This is a genomic window from Paenibacillus sp. FSL L8-0644 (genome assembly GCF_038008165.1).
In the GTDB taxonomy this organism is placed as follows: domain Bacteria; phylum Bacillota; class Bacilli; order Paenibacillales; family Paenibacillaceae; genus Paenibacillus; species Paenibacillus polymyxa_D.
Map to the genome: position 1 here is coordinate 2,886,790 of NZ_JBBOYN010000001.1, position 18,215 is coordinate 2,905,004.

The window sequence follows — 18,215 nt, forward strand, 5'->3', positions numbered from 1 at the left end:
GGATTAGAGACGCTTTTTGTCTAAGGACAGGAGCGTTTCTTTTTCGAGATAAAAGAACATACGTTCCTGTCGGTGCTTCTTTTTTCTACTTAAGGTGGTGTGTTTGTTTTATTGAGATCGTATGCGAGAAAGATTTTTTTTCTATTGTTAATTTTTCATATAATGAAATAATTATATTATCTAATTTGAATCTCTATTAGTTGCTGTTTTCAACTTGTCGTTGCTTTTTCCTAAAAAAAGAATGCGGGACAACAAGGTCATCAAAATAAAGCCAGCTCACTCATTAGAGTGGCTGACTTAGGATTATCCTTATTAAGGTTTAGGGCTCAATTCCCCATTGCTTGCTTCCAGACAGATAAGCGGTTATTTTAGCAGAATCTTGTAAACTGTTTGCTGTAGGATTAAATGAATAATCATCGGTCTGTGTGTAACTGCTCCAGTCCTCTTTGGATATCCGGGTTTGCAAATCCACACTTTGACCAGGCTCTAAAGAACCCGCAGCCGATTTAAACCCAATTTCTGCATAAGAGTCTGCCCCTGGCTTCGCATTGGATAATGTTTTGAAGCTAGCAATCACATTCCCTGTACCGACGCTCGACCAATCCGTGAAGAAATTTTGTGTTTTCTCCCCGTTAATGGTGTAATAATAACGCAATGTCACATCTGCTAGGGAAATGGATGAGGTTCCCGTATTGGTTATTTTAAATTTGGAACTGATTGTATTACTTGTGGTGGATACATTCCCATTGAAGGTTTGCACCTTCAGAACGCCCTCGCCTGTTCCCGGCTCACTCGGCGTATCCCCTTTCACCGTAATCGTAAACAACACATCATTGCCTGTACTAAAATGGAAGTTTAGTGCTGTCTCTCCTTTAGGAAGTTTAGATAAATACTTGTTGGTAAGAACGACTGTATCCTCACTAAGCGTATAATCTTCACCTTTGTTCAACACCACACTCCCCTGCTTGATCGCTTCCAGCGTATTGCCGTTAAGTGTTAGCTTGACAGTAATATCTGTATTGTTGTTATTCACTCCATAGGTTGCAGTCGTTGGTGTAATACTTGCTTGCCCGGTAGATGGCTGATCACCACCCACACGATCTGCCACCAGAATGCCGCGGCCATTCGTTCCCAGATAAGCACGTCCATAAACCCGCGGGTCCCCAATAATTTTGGTCACTCGAGCATATTGATGTTTGTCATCATTAATGCGCGCCCAGTTTGCACCAGCATCGTCCGATCGGTAAAATCCACGTGTACCATCTATTTTACCAACGATAAATACCGCTGCATACGTGCGGTTCGGCGCTGCCTTACCAAAGCCTACAAAATCCGCTTCCTGCACATTAGAGAGCTTGGTGAACGTAGCGCCGGAATCGTTGGAATGCCATAAACCATATGGCCCCCCATCCTCGGAGCCTCCGGCGAACCACACATCTCCTTCTGCTCCTCGTACAGCATCAATATCAGCATTGCCTGCTGTCGGTAAGCCAGTTACCGCTGAAGGCGTAAAGGATACGCCACCATTGGTGCTCACATATATTTTCCCGGAGGCAAATGCGTAATATTTATTAGGGTTCACTCGGTCAGAGACGATCTTTGCATTCGCTGGAATCCCTGTGCTTGCTGTCCATGAGTTGCCACCAGTTTTGGAGTAGAACACACCTTTGTCTGAGGTACTCCACAGCAAGCCATTACCATCTGCTGCTACAGCGATGCTGCCCCCTCCTGCTGTACCAGAAGGCTCGCTATTTGCCTTATACCAGTTGGCTCCACCATCATTGGAAATACCGATGGATTTGGTATTTGGATCTTTTTTATAATCCGCTTTACCTACCCGAGCCATAAAAGAAGGATTCAGCTCGGCATAATCAATACTTTCGCTGCTTGTAAAAGTCGGATTATCCAGCATTTTAGCTGGAGCCTTGAATAAATCGTCATGTCTGAATCCAGAGACATCACCTACTGCGCTCACCAAAGGCGCGCCGATTGGAGGGCTCACCAGATCCAAAATCGCCGTTTCCTCTACCCCTTTAGCGGCTACTGAAATATCCAGCTTTCCGCCTTTATCCCAATTGGTTAGATTTTTAGAGCCATAAATCGTAGCTCCGGTGCCGTACAACATATGGTCTGAATTAAATGGATCTATCTCCAGATCACCGATCATCCACCCCAGCTTGGGCGATACTTCCGGTGGAGCCGGGTTGGCATTGAAAGTCAGCCAAGGTGCACCGCTTATATCCAGATTATATTTCAGCTTGCGAGACGGATAACCATCAAATTCCCAAATAGGACTCCAGGTTGCCCCACTGTCCGTGCTGCGGTAAATCGTTTCATCCGGCCACCAGGCATTCAACGTAGCAACCATAAGTGTACCTGGCTTCTGGGCATCCACCGTCAGTCCACCATATCCAAAATGATTGTCCGCGCTACTGCTACCTATGGGGCTAATGTTAGTCCACTGCCCGCTGGCTGTATTCAATTTCCACAGTTCACCCTTTGTTCCGTCATATGGACCGGCTCCATCGCTATAAGAAATATATAGATTGCCGTCCGTTGATAACACACCGTGATGTGGCAAATAGCCCGTAGGCTGTCCCGCTATAGCAGACCAGGTTGTCCCGCCATCTGTACTGCGATAGACACTTTGCTTTTTATCTGCTACACCTACATAGATCGTCTGCGTTGCTTTACTGGAAGAGCCTGTTTTTTTGTCAAAAGTGATCCAGGCTAAACCGACAATGTCGCTGGTATATTCATTGGAAGGGTCCTGTACATACGTCCCTGGATTTGGGAAACTGCTCACCTTGCTCCAAGTTACTCCGAAATCAGAGCTTTTCCATAGTCCATTACCACTTCGAGCTCCAAAGAACAAAATATTATTCCTATTTGGATCAATCGTCAGACGTTCCCCCATCGAGCGCCCCGGCATATTGCCCCCCACCTTAAAAGGAAGCTTGGTCGTCTGCCACGTATTGCCCCTGTCGGTGGAACGCATAATTTGCCCGTTTTGTTTATCCCATGAATTAGTATACGTACCTGTAGCTATATATACACGGTTTGGATCAACAGGATCAGTCGCTAGTGCATCGACACCATTTTTGTTCCAATCCTCCCAGCCCACAGAATCCGTCAGCGGAATCCAGCTCTCATTGGCAGCATTCCACCGGTAAGCCCCTCCAATATCTGTACGTGCATAGATCAGGTCTTTTTCCGTTTCATTAAAAATAATGCCAGGTACAAAACCACCACCTCCACCCGTAACGACACTTTTCCAACTGTAATCGTCACTTGAAGCAGCATGAGTCGGCGCTATCATTCCTGTCCAGGAAGCACCCGCTACCACAAGCGCCAAACAAGCAATCTTCAACCTGTTTTTTGCCTTAGTCAATGAATTCAACCTCCTTCTTCATAATCATTTGAATATACGAATTCGTTCCTATCGTTATCGTTGCTTCTCACAATTCTGACAAATGTTCTCTTAGACTCACCCCCATTCATCCCAATAAATATAGTGCAACACCCAATTTGTTAGCGCTTACACTGTTGTCATGCTCAATAGATTCGTCATCTTTTTTTCATTTCCTTGTACGAAAAATCAAGATCATGCGATATTATCTCCTGCTCCGCAGCTTATAGTATGAGGTTTAGACTTCCTTCAGAGTTAACACCTTTTATTTATTTCTATTATGAATTTTTCACATAGTGAATTAATTACTTTATTTTCATTCTTTATGGGTGTCAAAATACTTGGATTTACAACAAAAAAACCGCGCTATGCGCGGTTCCAGCTTCCGTTACTTCCGTTAATACTGGCTTTAGTCATAAACAAATGCATATTATTGCAAGTATTCAAGCGCCAGAGCTAAAAAAATATGCCCTGAGACGAGCAATGCCCGCTCATCAAAATCAAAGTGAGGATGGTGATGAGCAAAATGCGTTCGTTCATCCTCATTACGGGCACCTACATGAATGAAGGCTCCCGGTCGTTGCTCCAAATAATAGGCAAAATCCTCTGCTCCCATGACCGGCTTCAAATCCAAAAAAGCGTCTGCTCCATACAGTCTGCCGATGAGCTCGCGTACACGCTCCGTTTCGGCTTCGGCATTCACCAAAGAAGGATAGCCATTCAAATAGTCCATTTCGTATCCGGCATGATAAGCCTCAGTCAACCCCTTGACGATACTGCGAATTTCATTCTCGACTTCCTTACGCACTTCCTTATTAAACGTACGTACAGTCCCTTCAATTTTGGCCTTATCTGCAATCACATTAAAGGCAGTTCCAGCTTGAAATACCCCAATCGTTAACACTGCTGATTCAATAGGGTCCACCCTGCGACTAACCACCTGCTGCAACCCGTTCACAATTTGACTGCCGATAACAATAGAGTCTACCGTCTGGTGCGGTCGTGCGCCATGCCCGCCTTTACCGTTGATCTGGATCGTAAACGCGTCGACAGCCGCCATCGCAGGCCCACTCTTTAATCCAATTTTACCAAAAGGAATTTCAGACGCGAGGTGAATACCGTATACCGCCTCTACCCCTTCCAGACAGCCATCCTCAATCATAAACTTGGCTCCGCCAGGCGGTTTTTCTTCTGCATGTTGAAAAATAAACACAAGCTTTCCCTTCAGCGCCTCACGGTTATGGCTCAACACGCGTGCCACTCCAAGTAATGCAGCCGTGTGACCATCATGCCCGCAGGCATGCATAACACCCGGAACGGTCGATTTATAAGGCACTTCCTTTTCATCCTGAATAGGAAGTGCATCAAAATCAGCACGAAATGCAATCGTTCTACCTGGCTGACCGCCTTCTAAAAACCCGAGCACACCGTTTCCACCCACATTCGTTCTTACCTCAATACCAAAAGAGCGCAATTGATCGGCGATAAAAGCAGATGTATTCGTTTCTTCAAAAGAAAGCTCGGGATGCTGATGTAGATGTCTTCTCCACGCAATCAGCTCTTGTTCACCATCTTTTAATTCCTGAACCCATTTTTCTAGCATAATACCCTCTTTTCCTATTGAATTTATATGCTTCTATCCTTATCTTACCATGAACAGCCTGTAGAATGTAGCTCTCTTATCATAGAAGACTTGAATTTACAACAAAAAAGAGCCGATAGGATACTCTCCCCAACTCTTTTTCATTACTAACTTATCTATTTAGAATTTCTCAGGTATTGAAAAACTGACTAATGTTTCCTCTTACGGGATGTGTCTGTTCCCTGTACTCACCTTTCGTATAGCTTCCAATCACCTTACGCCAAAAGGATTGTGCCGGCCTATTCGTACTCATCTGGGTCACCTTCCAGCGTCCGTTAAAACGTCCAAACAGCTCATGAGCCGCCCAAGTCCCAACCCCATTATGCCGATAAGGACGAAGTACAAAGAACTCAGCCATGTAGTAGTCAGCTTCTCGATTGCTGGACATTCGGTCAACGAGTGCAAAGCCCACAGGAACATCCTGTCTCCAAATCAGAAAAGGCAACTTCTGTTCGCCGCTCGTCCAATATTGATACAAGTCTGGATAAGCCGGGAATGTCCCCTTCTCAGTGACATCAATTCGCAGATAGGCTGTAAAATCGTATAAATAAAATTGCATGAGCTGTACAATAATGTCCTTTTGCGACTCCGGTACACTCTTAATAGACAGCTTCAGTTCCGATTTGATATTATACCCCATACTTTCACCTCTCTTGGCGGTTCAATCCGTTCTTTAACTTCGAATTACATCCCATCCAGTGCTGTTCAAAATATGCTAAAATACATATATATTATGACCGGACGAGGTGGAACCCAATGAATATACAAAAGATCATCGACCGGCGCAAACTAGATGAAAAAATGCCGGGATTACCATGGTACGTGCAGCAATTTATGGATTATAAGCTGCCCGACCTGTCCCCTTCCACACTACTAGAATATGTGCGGGATTACGAAGCTTTCTTTTCATGGCTTCGCTCGGAAGGCTTGTCTGCCGGAGAAACGAATGCCCAAGTTACACTTGAAGAGTTGGAGACACTTCACATGGACAGTATTACAGGCTTTCGATTATTTCTGTCTACTAAGCTCGAAGGCTCCAACTCCCGTATAACCATTTCACGTAAGCTGTCGTCTCTGCGTTCGCTTTTTCATTATTTAAGTCAGATCGCTGAAGATGAAAATTTTTATCCATTGCTCAAACGCAACATTATGGCCAAGGTCGAAATCAAGCGTATACATAAACCCAAGGATACGGCGGCCAAGCTTAAAGGTAAAATACTGGAAGAGGAAGAATTGCTTGAATTCATCGGTTATATTTATGAAGGCTATGGTCAGGATTTGGCCGATAATAAGCAGGCGCTATACTCCTATGAACTAAATAAGGAACGGGATGCCTGCATCGCCAGCCTCATTTTGAACTCAGGCCTGCGCGTATCTGAAATCGTCAATCTGAATCTGGATGATTTAGACATAAACAATAAATTATTATATGTGTATCGCAAAGGCAATAACGACGAAACCTTTAAAACGCCGGTGTATTTCCGCGAGCAATCCAAAGATGATCTCGTACTTTATTTGTCCCTGAGACATACCCGTTACCGCGCTCCAAAAAAAGAAAAGGCTCTCTTTGTCACACGTCCTAACGGGAGTACAGAAGGCAAACGGATGACCAAAAGAGCGATTCAGGCAATGATCATAAAGTACGCCAAGCGTTTCGGTAAGCCTTACCTTACCGTGCATAAGCTTCGTCATTCCTTTGCTACTGATTATTATTTACAAAATGATATTTACAAAACAAAGGAACAACTGGGGCACGCTTCGACAGAAACAACAGAAGTGTATGCCCACCTGACTGACAAAACCATGTCCCAGGCGATCGAACGGCGGGTAGAGACTCTAAGCGACTCAGCCGATTGATGTCTCACCCCTGCTTATTCCTCATTCCTTCTATCTGCTTTTGAATCTGTTCGAGTAGCCAGCGGCCTGCGGGTCCGTTGGCCTCAGCAGGAAATATTTGTATCATTTCATCTGAGTAGTGATGTTGAGCCCAATCCATTTGATGCTCCCAAACCGCTACCCCCTGTACATTTGTCAGCTTATCGGTAAGCTGAGCATCCGATTGTTCCTTAACCATGACCAGCTTCGGATAATCCTCCTGCTTGAAGCCTTCCAGCAACACACAATCATAGGCCTGAAAATGCCGTATCAGACTGGTGACAGGCTGACTATTCTCCTCTAAAATAGCTGTTCTTCCAGCCGAAACAATAGCTACGCCTTCAGCACCCGCCTGTCGGTGCTTATACGTATCAGTACCCTCATGATCCATTTCAAATTCATGTCCATCATGCTTGATCACTGCTACGCGTAGACCTGACTTCTGCACATAACGAATTAACCCTCCGAGAAAGGTCGTTTTCCCCGTATTTTTGAATCCGACGATTTGACATACAAATGGATGTTTCGTATTCACGTTACCTGTCCACCTTGTAATACCAGTACTCGCACCTCTTCACCTTTGCGTAATCCTTCTGTTGTAGGAGGAATCACGATCAGACAGTCGCTGTCCTTAATGGTCACCATGACACTAGATTCATCTGCTCGCGCAGGAATCGCGTATACTTGTCCACCACGTATCTCCAAAGAGCTGCGTACAAAGCGTGTATAGTTGTTTACCTTCGTATAATCTGCGCCTAACTTCGCCGTCCAGGTTTGTAAATATGGATGTGCCGAAGATAACATCATTTGGATCGTCGGCCGTACAAACAGCTCACAGCCTACAAAGCACGCACCGGGGTTGCCTGAAAGCGCAAATAACAGCTTGCCGTCAATCACTGCGGCTGTGGTCACACTTCCTGGACGCATCGTAACTTTGTTGAACAGCATATTCACATCTTCCTGTCGTACCAGGTCACCCATAATATCAAAATCCCCCACCGATACTCCTCCACTCGTGACCACGATATCATAGGCAGCTATGGCTTCACGTACAGAGGTACGGGCAAGACTCAAATCATCATGAATGGCTTGTAAAATGAACGGCTCTCCTCCTGCCTCTCTGATTTGAGAAGCCAGCATATATGTATTACTGTTTCGAATTTTTCCCGGTTGTAACGGCTCATCCACTGCGAGCAATTCTGACCCTGTGGAAAAGACAGCCACCCTTGGCTTCCTGTAAACAGGCACCCGATGTACACCAAAAGTAGCCAGTACTGAGACATGCCCCGCTCCCACGCAAGTTCCCTTACTGAGCAAAAGCTGACCTTCCTTAATCTCATGACCAATTTGTGTCACATTTTTGCCAACTTCCATACGCTTCTTTAAGCCAACATATGTCTGTCCATTTTCCTCACGCAGCTGTGTCGCCTCCAGCATAACCACCGTGTCCGCTCCTTCAGGTAGTTGTGCTCCTGTCATGATGCGGGCTGCCATTCCCGTCTCCACCCGCTTGTCCGATACAGTGCCACAAGGAATTTCATCAATCACGTGTAGCCAGATTTCCTGACCGGTCGAACAGACTTCAGTGTCCGAGGCAAGGATCGCATAGCCGTCCATACCAGAACGACGAAAGCGGGGATACGGATGTGGCGCAGTCAAATCCATCGCCAGATAGCGACCATGTGCTTGCTCAAGCCCTACGTCCTCCCTTTCACCCTGTTTAACATGACTAGCTATCCTGCTTTGTGCCTCTTCCACCTGAACTGCTTTACGCTGGAATTTTTCTGCGTTTAATGATGTATGATTCATATTCTCACTCCGTTCTTCTTAAATGCCCTCTTTCTGTTATAACGCTAAAACCGTTATCTGGCAAATCCAAACGGTATTTATTGAATTGCTCCAAGTCTTTATCCGCCAAAAAACAGCCTGGATATCATATCGCGGCTGTTTTTGGTAGATTTCAGTTTTTAATTTTGCGTATCATCCGGTCATTTCTCTATTTTATTAGTTTATATTAATTTTTCCGAAATAGATTGAATCTATTGAAACCTCATATAACGAGGACATTTGCTGTGCTCGAGCTATTGTTAAATCGGATGAATCTTCCTCTATATGTTTTAATTCATTCATTGACATACCAAGTATATTGCAAGCTATTAACTCACTATATCCTGAAGCGAGTCGTGCCATCTTTATTGTATAAAAGCTAGTGCAAGTTACATTTTCATTTTTATCTGCAACCATCCAATCAACTCCACAATATAATTGATAAAAAAGTAATTTACCTGTATACTCTGAACGAAACACTTTTCCCCTGTTAGGAGCAAGTAAGGTGCAAAAACTTACTCGGGGGAAATGCCTTTTGAAAGAGGAACTCAAATCTCATGGACGCACTCAATCATGGCTCGCCCGACGAACTGGATATTCGCGGCAACAAATATCCAACTGGATCGCGGGACGTGACAAAATGTCATTCGAGGCGGCAGTCCTCATTTCTAGGATATTGGAGTGTAAAGCTGAGGACTTATATGAGTGGGAACTTGCCTGACAAACAGGCATTTCCTTCGGGGCATTTGTACATGCCGGCATTTACAATATATATCCCGCTTTCACCCTCCTTTTCTTATATGTAGATTGTTTTCACCTTTATTTAAAAGATTGTTATTTTTTTCATAATCAATTTTATCACATGGAAAATGATTAAAAACGGGAAATATGTCGAATTAAATCGAACCCGTCCGGCTTATCCTAGTCTAACTGATTATTGACTTATTCATTTAAATCTGGTAACAAAAATGACCCCTGAATTTTCATGGGTCATTTCCACAGTTTTTTAAGCGCTTTAAGTTTATTATGAGACATCGAGCAAGTGAAGTCAGATCCTTCGAATCGTACCAGCCCTCCAAATGCGTTAGACTCAATTTCACAAACCAAGTCGAGATTTATCAGGGTATCTTTATAAGCTGGATATAGATACGGAAAAGCTTCCCTGCAAGCCTGTGCGGTTAGCCCGATTGTATAAGAACGATCTCCAGAGTTGAAACGCGGGACATAATAATTTTTTTTAGGTTCCCACATATCCACACTATGCATATTCATTACCTTAAAAAAACCGCTCACTGCTGCCTTACCAACTACCTTAATTTCCGATCCGAAAATATAACGAAATTCTCTATCGGCATTCATTGCATCTGCATATATTTGTTTCCACCGAGATAAATTTGCTGAATTTATACTTTCCTTAATATCATGATTTTTAAAAACAACCTGCCCCCCTCCATAATCTCCCGTAATGATCTTGTCCACTTGTGTGATGTTAACCAAATTAGATCCGTCCAAATTGCAAAAAGTGGGTAAGCCTACGGAACATTCATGGAGGGTGGTGGGAACTGTAAATCTTCCATGAGAAGTATGAAAAAGCGGAATGTGATAATTGCTTTTAGGCTTCCACAATTCAATCGCAACTAGGTGATTCTCACAAAAAAAAGAGCAATCTCCAAGTGAATTGTCATCAAGCAATGGAGTGGCTAGGATTCGCTTTCCCTCTTCCATTAAATTCAGTTCTTTTCTGTTTTCTTCAGCTCAGCTGGTACAGGTTTAGCGCCAAAAATTGTTTTTTCTTTTTTCGTAGACTCGTTAGCGTATTTACCAAGGCTTATACTTAAAGCTCTCGCCAATTTCTTATCCATTTTCGCTCACCTCCTTTCCATAAAGGAAGAATACTGAATGCTTGTATAATTAAAGCTAAACATATTATGTGAGATTGTATAAAAAAATTTAATATGCAAACTAAAATACATATCGTTTTATAATATTTGTGATGTTTGGTCTTATTAATATAGATAAAATGATTGGGAGCATATAGTACAAACACTAATAATGAACAAGCGTTAATTATCAAAATCGTTGCTAAACTTAAAGAGACAAAAGGTATAGTTACACATATGGCCGTTGTAAAGAAGACACAAAGTGTAAGGTTGCTGAAGTGTACCCCTCCTGAAAATCTCCTTACAAACATGATCGTAGCCAGAGCTAGTAATGCCCCCCAAAAATGTCCTGTTATCCATCCTATAACTGCGACCATGAGCACTGCTGAAATTTCGGTAATTTTTATACCAATCGCATACTCCATCACTTCAACACTTGTGGGTCCATCAGGATCAGCTTTCTTTATTTCTGATGCGATGTGCCTCGATAGCGTTTCTAGCATCCTCGTAATCTCCTTTCTCTGATAAGAAGTACGATATTCCAAAAGTTAGTAATGAGATGGAAAGTAATCCTATCGTATTGGAGTTATAGAGCATATACAAAGTAACAAAAATAGTGACAAATGATATTAGGGACCCTATAATGAACATTTTATTTAGAGATGCTAGGTAATTTTCACCTTTCAAAAAATCATGTGGGGGTTGAATGATAAATGAGAATCCAAAGTTATATTTACCCATCACAAAAGAAATAAAGTACGCAGTAAGGATGGAAGACAACTGTATAACGTATATAGAAGAGCCAGCTGTATCACTTATAACACCTGGCTGTGCTACTCCGAAAAAGTTTGCAAATATATATACAAATAGCTGTAGGTTAATGTAAGCTGTAAGACCGGAACCAGCAGAAAAAGCCGCAAGATATGTTTTGATCCCTAAACCAAATCTTAAAAAGAGAACCATTAACAAATACTGAAGCGGAAAATCTAATTTAGGCATGCCTATTACTTCTCTCATGAGAAAGGAAAACAAAGTTATGCCAATTGCATAGAGAAGTATTTTTCTTCGATTTTCCCGCACGGGGAGCATATAAATCTTCAAGACCAAAGTAACTGCCGCTAAAGCATCGAAAAAACCAAGTAAAATATATAAAAAAGCAGATAACACAGTTACACCATCCTCCTATTTCGCCTGATGTAATTGTATATTTTACTAATAGATGTGGCAATGAAATAATCTAGTAAATTGGATTTTTTTGTATAAATATGAGGTGGAATTTTCTTCCCCTAGCTTTCTTCTTCAAACTCGACACCCATTTATACTAACAAAAAAAGTCACCCCAAGTGAGCGACGTTGCTTTTGCTAATGTATTATGTTGGTTTTTTTTCGATATCAAGGTTATAATCTACTTAATTTGGGGTGGAGGGATTATAGTGGCTTTAAGTGACAATTTTAAAAAATTACGTATAAAATATCATTTGACTCAACAAGAACTTGCTGAGATCGCTGGGGTTACCAATAAAGCAATTTCAGCTTGGGAGAGCGGACTTTCTGAACCACGGATGGGTGCTATAGAAAAGATAGCTCGTCATTTCCATATCAAAAAAAGCAACATTATTGAAGACGATGGTATTGAACACATAAGCTCTGATCAAGTGTAGGTCAAAGTAGACGGCAATAAAATCGAAGCAAAGGAGCACCGTTCAATTCACTTTAGGTTATATCAAACTACAAAAAAGGAACTGTGCAACAGCTCCACAGTTCCGCAAACAACTTTAGAAGAAAATAAAATTTTACCCATTATCGTCGACTTCGTCGGCTGATTTTACCTGAACCGCTACGTGTTTTGGGCTTACTATAAGATTTACGCGGCGAATCAAATATGCTGGAACCGCCGCTGTCGCTCCGGTCACGTGAAATCGAGCCTCTGCTCGGTGAACTGCTGGACCCTCTGTCGAACAAACTTCCGCTTGACCCAACGCTAGAATCCGAGTTCTTCCCTCTACGGGTAACCGAACCTTTCCGCTCCACCGTAATCGGCGGAATCGCCTTTTTCTCCTGCACTGTAGGAGCACGATATTGGCCCTGAGAAGGTCGGTATACATCTCTGCTGGAGTAGCCCCGATAGGAGCCTGAACCACGTAAGGAATCAAACAGAGCATCCAGCACAGTTGCGGTTAAGTATCCTTTTAAAAAGCTTGAACTGTAATTTTGTTCTACATACTTTTTACTGTCAATTTCAATGAGTGTATCTTCCTTCTTAGCTGGATCTTGCTGCAAATGGTACCACTCATCGCTATATACCAGAAACATCCGCTCATTGCTCTGCGGTGACATTTGTTCCGGTGTACGCTGTTCTTTCAATTCCTCCGCTACTTCCGGGACTGTCTTGCCAGCTGCCCGGTATACATACGAGGTTGAATTTCCGCTGCCACTAACCGATTCCAGCGGATACGTATCCTTTACACTTGGCGCGCCGCAACCGCTTAACACGGATACGAACAAGCTCAGCGCCACAAAGACCTTTAATGCATACTGCCAGGTGCGTTTGCTCATGTGTAACCCTCTCCTAGCTTGCCCGAATAACCTTGACGTCTCCGGTAATCACTTCTTCTCCTTCATAAAGCATAAAGCGACCGTCCTGCCACTCTACCCGCAACAAATGGTAATTATCAGACTGGTACTGCCAAACATGCTGCTCTCCACCCTGTCGGAAAGGAGCACGGCCCATGACGGTAACTTGCCCAGAATATTGCTCCTCCAAATGATACGTTGTATCATCCAGCTCTAAAATGGTCGGCACTTCCTCAGGGTTGTCAAGTCTGCCGTCGATGGCCTGATATAGTCCGAATTGCAATGTTTCCCGTTCCTCTATATGAAGATAACTGATTTGATTACCATCCTGAAGTGTCAAAACAACGGCATTCCGGGCACGATTATGTACACGACCTACCACTTCATAGGTGACAAGCGAAACTTCACAGATATCACCTGGATTTAAGTGAAGCATGCTTTTCTCTGCTTTTGGCGGCTCCGGCTTAGCAAATAGATTTGAAATTCGTTTCCAAACACCCATGGTTATATTCCTGCCTTTCTTAGCCTAGAAGCATGCTGTAATGATCAAGGCGCCAACCAGATGCAGCGCTCCTGAAAACAGGCCGAAACCAATTTTACCTTCCTGTGTACCTTTATCCAGATCAAACTGGGCCCAGTACCGCAACAGCAGACGTACAATAACTTCCAAAACAAGCAGGATGACAAAAGCGATCACAGAATACACAAGCGCTTCGAGCAAATTATTAGCTGTAGCGATAGAGCCTGACAAAATATAGCCTTGTGCAACCAGCTTCATAATCATTCGTACCGTTACGGCCATATTTCCAGCTTTCACTTCGGCAAAATCCTTATACTTCGTGAATAAAGAGTCGACATACATTAATGCGAAGATCAAAATAGCTCCCGCACCAGTCCATACAAGCATTGCTTTCATCGTTTCTAAAAAATGCATTTCATACCATCCTCCACATCTTCTTGACCTTCATATAATGTTTTACGCCTGCGGGCAGGGAAAAGCGAAGGAGAAAACGTTTCTCCTTCGCTTCCTGAGCAATCAAACTTGGCGGCACTGCTTAAATGTTCTTATTTATTTTCGTATTGCTTCAACAAAGCGGCAAGCTCATCGTCCACGGCGCTTTTCTTATCCAGCTCTTTGAACTCCTCATCCAACGATTTTTCCTTAGAAGACATTTCGTTGCTCGCTTCGGCACGTGCTTCTGCTTGCAGCATTTTTTCCTCCATACGCTTCAATCCGGCAGTTGCCGTATCAGAGCTAAAACCGTTCATAGCTTTGTTAATTTCAGTTTGCGCTTTAGCTGCGTTATAACGGGCAACCAGTGTCTCGCGCTTGTTTTTCATTTCTGTCAGCTGTCTGCGCATTTCATCCAGCTTGCCACGCAGGTTATCGGCCGCAGCTTTGTTCTGTTCGTAACCAGCTTTGAACTCGTTCATTTTTTGTTCAGCAGATTTCTTTTCTTCCAGCGCGCGACGGGCCAGATCTACATTTTGTGCTTTTGCAGCGGTATGTGCCTGTTCTTCGCGTTTCTTTACCAAAGCAGCCTGTTCTTCGTATTGCTGTTTGAATCTCTTTTCAATAGCAATTTGAGCGGCTACCGCTTTCTCTGCATCTTCCAGGTCCTCTTGCATATCACGAATGTATTGGTCCGTCATTTTAACTGGATCTTCTGCCTTGTCAATAATGGCGTTAATGTTGGACATCGTAAGATCTCTTAATCGTTTGAAAATAGACATGTGAAGTTCCTCCTAGAGTTGAATGCTTAAATTTTAAGCTCTGTACACATGTTTACGCAAGCTTTGCAAAGAGGGTTTCAAAAATTATCTAAAAGCCGCGCAAGTAAGGCTCTGGGATGTCGGCCTGTACTTTTAGCTCCCGCGATGCATGCAACGCCCAATAGGGATCACGCAGCATGGCGCGGCCTATTGCTACCAGATCAGCTTCTTTTTGCTGAACAACCCGACGGGCGTCCTCATAATCATCCAGTAATCCAACAGCAATTACAGGTACATTCAGCTTTTCACGGACGGTATGAGCTAAATCCACCTGATAGCCAGCACGCGCAGACGGCCCTCCGCCAGAACCAATTGGACCCTCGCCACCAGAAGAGATATGGAAAATGTCCACACCTGCATCACGATATCGTTCCCCTACACCTGTTATGTATTCCACATTATATCCATCCTCGACGTATTCTTTGGCAGATATCCGCATAAGCACAGGCATATCAGCAGGAAGAACCTCTTTAACAGCATGTATGACCTCAACACCGAACAGTGACAGATCCTGGCCATATTCATCTTCTCTCGTATTTGTTAAAGGCGAATGAAATTGATGGATCAGATAGCCGTGAGCGCCATGTATCTCAACCGTATCAAAACCGGCTTCCACCGCGCGGCGCGCGCCTTCTTTGTATGCCTGAACCAGTTCCCTGACTTCTGCTGTCTTTAAGGCATGCGGCTTTTTAAGGCGTTCGCTAAAAGGAATCGAAGAAGGACCCACAGGTTGCTCAGCATCTTCGGCCTTGCGTCCAGCGTGGCCTAGTTGAATGCCAATTTTGGCACCATACTTGTGAACTTCCTCTACAATCTTACGATATGCAGGAATATGTTCGTCACTCCAAATACCTAAATCACGATCCGTAATACGTCCATCAGGATGAACCGCTGTCATTTCCACAATAATAAGACCAGCACCTCCTACTGCTCGGCTCACATAATGGACATGATGCCAATCCGTCGGATTTCCATCCTCGGCCTCCACACTGAATTGGCACATCGGGGGCATAACAATCCGATTTTTTAAAGAAAGCCCCTTTAATTGATAAGGAGTAAACAAGTCGGTCACTTTTATCCTTCCTTCCTTCAATTCCATGTCTGTATAATTATGAATTGCAACCCCATTATACACCAGCTGTCACGGGATACCGAATCCGTTGTAAGGCTAAAACTTGCGAAAATGCTCTTGTTTTCGGTCATGTTTAAGAGAATATGTACGTTTAGCTCCATCATCTTCATTGATAATCATTTCATCGCGAACTTCTTTCCAGACGTTTATGAGCCTAACTTGGTAACCAGCATATTTTTAATAGGACAGGTACATAATAGTCGAGAGCACCACTAGGTACCACTGCACGAAAAGGGGGGATACATATGCCGTACAGGGGAGTGTTGCCATGCTTGGCACTGTTACTAGCATTTTCAAGTTTACCCGTTCACGCGGATGCGCCTCCCAAGATCGGAACGCCCCATCCCAAGGAAGCAGCTGTTGCTTCTTCTGTACATCTGAGTACAGATCGAGCTACTCCTACATTAGCAATGTTGCGTAAAAAACATGCGGACATTTTTAAAATGTGCGGCCCACACACCCGCCAAATTGCCTTAACCTTTGATGATGTGCCCGATTCTAGGTATACGCCGCAGGTTTTGGACGTATTACACGCCAACGGCATCAAAGCCACCTTTTTCATCGTCGGTCACCGTGCGGAAAAGCATCCGGGGATTATACGTCGTATTATCCGTGAAGGCCATGCTATAGGAAATCATTCCTATACTCATCCGGATTTTAGGAAGGCTACACCAGAACGCTTTCGCAACCAGATTACAAAAACAGAACGTATTTTACAAGCCAGCGCAGGTTTTCGCCCCAAGTTGATTCGTCCACCCTACGGTGAAATTACAGAGCCTCAAATAAAGTGGGCACGTCGTCATGGCTACATGATTGTCAACTGGAATGTAGACTCTCTCGACTGGAAGGGACTAAGTAAAACACAAATTCAGCGAAATGTGATTCCAGCTACAGGGCCTGGCTCTATTATTTTAATGCACGCTGGTGGAGGTCAAAGTTCCAACTTGCAAGGCACTGTCCAAGCTTTGCCGGGTCTAATTCACTCTCTAAAAGCTAAGGGCTACAAATTTGTGACAGTCCCCCGGCTACTCCACACATCGGAACGAAAATAACAGTATGTTTATGATTGAGGTACAAGCTAAAGCAACGTAAAAAGGCTGTCTTACCAGCAGAAGTATTCTGCTCGTCAAGACAGCCTTTTTACGGATAGGACCTGATAAGAGTCCGAGCTAGATATATACGGATATAGGCGTTAGGTTTACATAATATATATTATGTTTAATTAAACTGTATATACGTACAATGCTATTTATCAATAACGTACAGTTTCACATTTTGAAATCCAAAGTCGTTCACAAATGATTTGTTGCCTGGAATAAAGATATCAATCCGCTTTCCTGTAATGGCGCTGCCCTGATCGCGAGCGACAGCTACAAAAGAATGATCCGGCAAACCTGGATGGGAGTAGCCTGTAACCAGTACTTTCGTGCCCATCGGAATGACGTTAGGATCTACCGCAATTGTACCTAGTTTAAGCGGATTGCCGTAGTAGTCCACTGCGCCCCATTTACCATTCTCATCGGCTGCGGCAGAATACGCTGAAGCCTTAACGTCAACTATTTTGCTATAGTTGAATGTTTTACCCCAAGCTTCAATCGTTGGCGCCTCATTCGCTGCTGCTTTCTCCGTAAGAAGCTGCGGCTTCGATTCCGAAGCTGCCTTTACACTTTTTTCGTCAGGCACCTTAATTTGCAGACCTGCATATATATTGGTGGAGGCAATGTTTGGGTTAGCCTTTGTTAGCTCGTCTACCGATACTCCATAACGTTGAGCAAGCAAAAAGAAGGTATCGCCCTCTTTGGCAGTGTGAAGCGAGGCAGCATCCGCTATTCCAGCTGTCTGTGCCAACCCTGCAATAGCTGCGGCAAGCACCGCAATTTTCATCGTTTTACCAATATGTTTTAAATGTTTCAAAGATATGTACCTCCTCTTTTATGCCTGCGAAGTTAGCTGTCGGATTCGGACTCAGGAGAAGCCCTATGCTTGTGCAATTCACCCCTAGGCATATTCCTCATCGTCTTATGACGTATCGGAATGGCTGCCGTTGTTACGTCCCCCGCACTTCCCATAGTTTGGGCCAGCATTTCAGCGCTTGTCTAACCG

20 protein-coding genes and 1 riboswitch are annotated in these 18,215 nt (G+C 43.8%); of the genes, 4 read left to right on the plus strand and 16 right to left on the minus strand.

From position 1 onward, the window contains the following. Nucleotides 1-319 precede the first annotated feature (319 nt). The 3 genes from NSS94_RS12890 to NSS94_RS12900 form a co-directional block, all read right to left on the minus strand. The gene (locus NSS94_RS12890; protein WP_341039407.1) at nt 320-3,391 is read right to left on the minus strand and encodes a X2-like carbohydrate binding domain-containing protein; all 3,072 of its coding nucleotides are present in this window, start codon (nt 3,389-3,391) and stop codon (nt 320-322) included. Nucleotides 3,392-3,839: 448 nt separating this feature from the next. Next, nucleotides 3,840-5,012 carry a M20 metallopeptidase family protein gene (locus NSS94_RS12895; protein ID WP_069011749.1) on the minus strand — a complete coding sequence of 391 codons (1,173 nt, stop codon included), beginning with the start codon at nt 5,010-5,012 and terminating at the stop codon, nt 3,840-3,842. 169 nt (nt 5,013-5,181) lie between these two features. Next, entirely contained in the window at nt 5,182-5,691 is a 510-nt protein-coding gene (locus NSS94_RS12900) for a GNAT family N-acetyltransferase (protein WP_029517475.1), read from the minus strand. 116 nt (nt 5,692-5,807) lie between these two features. On the opposite strand from NSS94_RS12900, the gene xerS reads away from it, so the two are divergent. After that, entirely contained in the window at nt 5,808-6,908 is a 1,101-nt protein-coding gene (xerS, locus tag NSS94_RS12905; protein ID WP_029517474.1) for a tyrosine recombinase XerS, read from the plus strand. Nucleotides 6,909-6,912: 4 nt separating this feature from the next. Here the strand turns inward: xerS and mobB are convergent, their stop codons facing one another. The 3 genes from mobB to NSS94_RS12920 all read right to left on the minus strand — a co-directional run bounded on the left by mobB (nt 6,913) and on the right by NSS94_RS12920 (nt 9,170). Next, on the minus strand, nt 6,913-7,461 hold the full coding sequence (gene mobB, locus NSS94_RS12910; RefSeq protein WP_029517473.1) for a molybdopterin-guanine dinucleotide biosynthesis protein B: 549 nt from the start codon (nt 7,459-7,461) through the stop codon (nt 6,913-6,915). Then, entirely contained in the window at nt 7,458-8,735 is a 1,278-nt protein-coding gene (locus NSS94_RS12915) for a molybdopterin molybdotransferase MoeA (RefSeq protein WP_029517472.1), read from the minus strand. Before NSS94_RS12915 ends, mobB begins: the two co-directional genes overlap by 4 nt. Before the next feature lie 195 nt (nt 8,736-8,930). Further along, on the minus strand, nt 8,931-9,170 hold the full coding sequence (locus NSS94_RS12920) for a helix-turn-helix domain-containing protein (RefSeq protein WP_029517471.1): 240 nt from the start codon (nt 9,168-9,170) through the stop codon (nt 8,931-8,933). An 88-nt stretch (nt 9,171-9,258) separates the two neighbouring features. Here NSS94_RS12920 and NSS94_RS12925 point away from each other — a divergent pair, with 88 nt between their 5' ends. Continuing rightward, entirely contained in the window at nt 9,259-9,474 is a 216-nt protein-coding gene (locus tag NSS94_RS12925) for a helix-turn-helix transcriptional regulator (protein WP_016820733.1), read from the plus strand. Between the two features lie 269 nt (nt 9,475-9,743). On the opposite strand, the gene NSS94_RS12930 is transcribed toward NSS94_RS12925, so the two are convergent. From NSS94_RS12930 to NSS94_RS12945, 4 genes are read right to left on the minus strand one after another with little or no spacing between them, the layout of a single operon-like run. Next, nucleotides 9,744-10,478: a hypothetical protein gene (locus NSS94_RS12930; protein WP_165146590.1), complete on the minus strand. Its 735-nt coding sequence runs from the start codon at nt 10,476-10,478 to the stop codon at nt 9,744-9,746. A gap of 5 nt (nt 10,479-10,483) precedes the next feature. After that, nucleotides 10,484-10,615 (minus strand): hypothetical protein, encoded by a 132-nt coding sequence (locus NSS94_RS12935; RefSeq protein ID WP_256026089.1) that lies wholly within the window; start codon nt 10,613-10,615, stop codon nt 10,484-10,486. Then, entirely contained in the window at nt 10,588-11,136 is a 549-nt protein-coding gene (locus NSS94_RS12940; protein ID WP_029517469.1) for an accessory gene regulator ArgB-like protein, read from the minus strand. The genes NSS94_RS12935 and NSS94_RS12940 overlap by 28 nt, the downstream gene beginning before the upstream one ends. Beyond that, nucleotides 11,087-11,800 carry a hypothetical protein gene (locus NSS94_RS12945; protein ID WP_341039408.1) on the minus strand — a complete coding sequence of 238 codons (714 nt, stop codon included), beginning with the start codon at nt 11,798-11,800 and terminating at the stop codon, nt 11,087-11,089. The genes NSS94_RS12940 and NSS94_RS12945 overlap by 50 nt, the downstream gene beginning before the upstream one ends. A gap of 266 nt (nt 11,801-12,066) precedes the next feature. Here NSS94_RS12945 and NSS94_RS12950 point away from each other — a divergent pair, with 266 nt between their 5' ends. Further along, nucleotides 12,067-12,294, plus strand: coding sequence for a helix-turn-helix transcriptional regulator (locus NSS94_RS12950; RefSeq protein ID WP_029517467.1), 228 nt, complete (start codon nt 12,067-12,069; stop codon nt 12,292-12,294). A 139-nt stretch (nt 12,295-12,433) separates the two neighbouring features. On the opposite strand, the gene NSS94_RS12955 is transcribed toward NSS94_RS12950, so the two are convergent. The 5 genes from NSS94_RS12955 to NSS94_RS12975 form a co-directional block, all read right to left on the minus strand. Next, nucleotides 12,434-13,189 (minus strand): DUF4247 domain-containing protein, encoded by a 756-nt coding sequence (locus tag NSS94_RS12955; protein WP_029517466.1) that lies wholly within the window; start codon nt 13,187-13,189, stop codon nt 12,434-12,436. A gap of 13 nt (nt 13,190-13,202) precedes the next feature. Further along, a complete protein-coding gene (locus NSS94_RS12960; RefSeq protein WP_029517465.1) occupies nt 13,203-13,709 on the minus strand; it encodes a DUF4178 domain-containing protein in 507 nt (168 codons plus the stop codon). A 24-nt stretch (nt 13,710-13,733) separates the two neighbouring features. After that, nucleotides 13,734-14,141 carry a DUF350 domain-containing protein gene (locus tag NSS94_RS12965; protein ID WP_013310484.1) on the minus strand — a complete coding sequence of 136 codons (408 nt, stop codon included), beginning with the start codon at nt 14,139-14,141 and terminating at the stop codon, nt 13,734-13,736. Nucleotides 14,142-14,272: 131 nt separating this feature from the next. Beyond that, nucleotides 14,273-14,941 (minus strand): PspA/IM30 family protein, encoded by a 669-nt coding sequence (locus NSS94_RS12970; RefSeq protein WP_010348252.1) that lies wholly within the window; start codon nt 14,939-14,941, stop codon nt 14,273-14,275. 88 nt (nt 14,942-15,029) lie between these two features. Continuing rightward, entirely contained in the window at nt 15,030-16,052 is a 1,023-nt protein-coding gene (locus NSS94_RS12975; protein ID WP_029517464.1) for an NADH:flavin oxidoreductase/NADH oxidase, read from the minus strand. A gap of 305 nt (nt 16,053-16,357) precedes the next feature. On the opposite strand from NSS94_RS12975, the gene NSS94_RS12980 reads away from it, so the two are divergent. Beyond that, on the plus strand, nt 16,358-17,164 hold the full coding sequence (locus tag NSS94_RS12980) for a polysaccharide deacetylase family protein (RefSeq protein ID WP_029517463.1): 807 nt from the start codon (nt 16,358-16,360) through the stop codon (nt 17,162-17,164). Nucleotides 17,165-17,357: 193 nt separating this feature from the next. On the opposite strand, the gene NSS94_RS12985 is transcribed toward NSS94_RS12980, so the two are convergent. Then, entirely contained in the window at nt 17,358-18,026 is a 669-nt protein-coding gene (locus tag NSS94_RS12985) for a 3D domain-containing protein (RefSeq protein WP_341039409.1), read from the minus strand. A gap of 6 nt (nt 18,027-18,032) precedes the next feature. Then, nucleotides 18,033-18,201, minus strand: a riboswitch (cyclic di-AMP (ydaO/yuaA leader). Nucleotides 18,202-18,215: the final 14 nt, after the last annotated feature.

What these genes read in the sequence shown, in the direction of transcription:
- NSS94_RS12895 (WP_069011749.1), bottom strand. Translation starts at nt 5,012, where the DNA reads ATGCTAGAAAAATGGGTTCAGGAATTAAAAGATGGTGAACAAGAGCTG.
- NSS94_RS12900 (WP_029517475.1), bottom strand. Translation starts at nt 5,691, where the DNA reads ATGGGGTATAATATCAAATCGGAACTGAAGCTGTCTATTAAGAGTGTA.
- xerS (WP_029517474.1), top strand. Translation starts at nt 5,808, where the DNA reads ATGAATATACAAAAGATCATCGACCGGCGCAAACTAGATGAAAAAATG.
- NSS94_RS12915 (WP_029517472.1), bottom strand. Translation starts at nt 8,735, where the DNA reads ATGAATCATACATCATTAAACGCAGAAAAATTCCAGCGTAAAGCAGTT.
- NSS94_RS12920 (WP_029517471.1), bottom strand. Translation starts at nt 9,170, where the DNA reads ATGGTTGCAGATAAAAATGAAAATGTAACTTGCACTAGCTTTTATACA.
- NSS94_RS12930 (WP_165146590.1), bottom strand. Translation starts at nt 10,478, where the DNA reads ATGGAAGAGGGAAAGCGAATCCTAGCCACTCCATTGCTTGATGACAAT.
- NSS94_RS12935 (WP_256026089.1), bottom strand. Translation starts at nt 10,615, where the DNA reads ATGGATAAGAAATTGGCGAGAGCTTTAAGTATAAGCCTTGGTAAATAC.
- NSS94_RS12940 (WP_029517469.1), bottom strand. Translation starts at nt 11,136, where the DNA reads ATGCTAGAAACGCTATCGAGGCACATCGCATCAGAAATAAAGAAAGCT.
- NSS94_RS12955 (WP_029517466.1), bottom strand. Translation starts at nt 13,189, where the DNA reads ATGAGCAAACGCACCTGGCAGTATGCATTAAAGGTCTTTGTGGCGCTG.
- NSS94_RS12960 (WP_029517465.1), bottom strand. Translation starts at nt 13,709, where the DNA reads ATGGGTGTTTGGAAACGAATTTCAAATCTATTTGCTAAGCCGGAGCCG.
- NSS94_RS12965 (WP_013310484.1), bottom strand. Translation starts at nt 14,141, where the DNA reads ATGCATTTTTTAGAAACGATGAAAGCAATGCTTGTATGGACTGGTGCG.
- NSS94_RS12970 (WP_010348252.1), bottom strand. Translation starts at nt 14,941, where the DNA reads ATGTCTATTTTCAAACGATTAAGAGATCTTACGATGTCCAACATTAAC.
- NSS94_RS12980 (WP_029517463.1), top strand. Translation starts at nt 16,358, where the DNA reads ATGCCGTACAGGGGAGTGTTGCCATGCTTGGCACTGTTACTAGCATTT.